General features: G+C 52.1%; 3 protein-coding genes. 2 read left to right on the top strand and 1 reads right to left on the bottom strand.

Annotated elements, in window-relative coordinates; genetic code table 11:
* The first annotated feature begins 146 nt into the window (after window positions 1-146).
* Window positions 147-554 (top strand): type II toxin-antitoxin system tRNA(fMet)-specific endonuclease VapC, encoded by a 408-nt coding sequence (vapC, locus tag ACSHWX_RS18465; protein WP_435669674.1) that lies wholly within the window; start codon window positions 147-149, stop codon window positions 552-554.
* 324 nt (window positions 555-878) lie between these two features.
* On the opposite strand, the gene ACSHWX_RS18460 is transcribed toward vapC, so the two are convergent.
* Complete coding sequence (locus ACSHWX_RS18460) at window positions 879-1787, bottom strand: tyrosine-type recombinase/integrase (RefSeq protein WP_435669673.1); 909 nt, start codon at window positions 1785-1787, stop codon at window positions 879-881.
* A 23-nt stretch (window positions 1788-1810) separates the two neighbouring features.
* On the opposite strand from ACSHWX_RS18460, the gene ACSHWX_RS18455 reads away from it, so the two are divergent.
* Window positions 1811-2065, top strand: coding sequence for a helix-turn-helix domain-containing protein (locus ACSHWX_RS18455; RefSeq protein ID WP_435669672.1), 255 nt, complete (start codon window positions 1811-1813; stop codon window positions 2063-2065).
* Window positions 2066-2151 lie beyond the last annotated feature (86 nt).

The following is a 2151-nucleotide window of genomic DNA, read 5'->3' as shown; positions in this document are numbered from 1 at the left end:
ATGGTTGATATCGTGAGGCGCGGGCGAGCCTGGATTATAGTGCCCAGCGACCAGAGTTGGGCGCAGTGGTTTGAGGACGCCGAGGTCAGCCCAGACTTTGTAGAGTCTCGTGACCAGCCCGATGAACAAGAGCGCGAGGCATTCTGATGCTGCGCTATATTTTGGACACCAACGTTTTGATCTACACGATCAAAAACAAGCCGGAAGCTGTGCGGCAACGGTTTGAGCAACATCACGGGGAAATGTGCACCTCCGCTGTGACTGCCATGGAGCTTCTCTACGGGGCCCACAAGTCCCAGTCCGTGAGGCGGAATTTAGATGCTGTCGAGGGCCTGCTCGCACGCCTTGACGTTCTGGATTTCGATATCGGTGCGGCTGAGCATGCCGGCGAGATACGGGCGACTTTGGCACGGAATGGAATGCCTATTGGCCCATATGACATCATGATTGCGGGTCACGCGCGTTCCCGGGGCCTGACCCTGGTGACAAAAAATATGTCTGAGTTTGAGCGCGTCAGCGGCCTAAGGTTGGAGAACTGGACAGCTCCTCAGTAGCATTCGTACCCTCTTCCAAACTGATCCCACTGGGACAAAAACGAGTTGCCCAGTCAGACTCTACGCACTCGACCATTTCAAGATAGCGCGACAGGACGTCTAACTATTTCCAACCGCCAACACTCATAATCGCAGCGGCATGGCCCGCACAAAGCAAGTTTTGCGCCGCAGCTAAACACATGCTCACGGATTCGGGTTATGCTGCCGATTGATATCGTGAAGCAACTGAAGATAAAGCGATCACGCCCTACATCCCATGGCGAAAAGGTCGCAATTATGTGATCCTGCTTTTTAGAATAAGTTTGCGGCAAAATAGGTTGCCCTTCAGGCCCAAACGTTATGTTCTGCCATCTCAAGATAGCGTGACAAGATATTTATCGACTTCCACCCCCCTGCACGCATGATTGCTGCAGCGTCATATCCTGCACAAAGCAAATCTTGCGCTGCACCCACACGTAGTGAATGGCCACTGAACTTATCAATTTCCGTGATATCCAGACCTGCCCTTTTTGCGGAGGTTTTGATAAGACGTTTGACTGTATCGGCACTCAAACTTCGCTCCACAGCCTTGCCATGGTAAATGGGGCAAAACAGATAAGTGATGTGTGGACCGCGCCAATCTATCCAGTTCTGAATTGCTATAGCAGTTTTGATTGAGGTGAATGCAACGCGGCCTTGCCCAGATGGATCGGCTTTGCTCCTTCGGATCAGAACGCTTAAGGTGCCGTCGTCTCTGAGGCTCAGATCTCTGCTGGTCAGTGCAACCAGCTCAGATCTGCGGGTCAGAAGCTCATACCCCAAAGATAACATTGCGCGGTTGCGCAGCCCCCACGGATTGTCTGGCTGAACTTCAAGGAATGCGTCGAGGTACTTTCGAGTTAATCCCTTAGCCTGTTTTGGCCGGCCGAACTTCGCTCGCTGGATACGACGAAAGGTAATGTTGATTTCTTCATCAAAAGTTGGATCGGGTAAATGTAAAAGTCGATGTGCTTTGCGGATAGCATAGAGGCGCCGACGCACAGTTGAAGGGGCCCGGCCCGGCGCTTCGCTTTCCAGGAATTGGCAAATATGGAATACATCTGCTGGAAATGGAGCCAAACCTTGCTCAATGCACCATTTCTCAAAGATCTCGATATCTGCTTTGTATGATTTCAACGTAGCTGGTGCATAAGCACCCTCAAGGCGGTTGAATTCGACTCTCCAGTCGATCACTGTAGAAGGCACATCACTCATGTGTCACAATATATGCCACTAATATGACAGATACAACAGGCCCTCAGCTCAGGGCAGCGAGAAATGCACTTGGATGGTCCATTGGACGCCTGGCTGACGAGGCTGGTGTATCAATGAGAACAATAATCCGCTACGAGGATGTCGAGGGAGTCCCCCCCAATCGGTCGGGGAATCTTTTGTCCCTCATTGCAGCGCTCGAATCGGCCGGCATCGAATTCGTCGGGACACCAGACGACGGTCCCGGCATTCGCATTTACAAAAGCACCAGATCAAAGTGACATCCCAGATGGCTAGGCGTCGTCGCTACCAAAAGCTATCGAACACTCTCAAATAGCTTGCTGTGGCCGCAACGCTGGTCCTGGCG

Origin of the sequence: Maritalea sp., assembly GCF_051251695.1 — a bacterium.
In the GTDB taxonomy this organism is placed as follows: domain Bacteria; phylum Pseudomonadota; class Alphaproteobacteria; order Rhizobiales; family Devosiaceae; genus Maritalea.
This window is presented reverse-complemented; position numbering and strand designations above follow the sequence as displayed.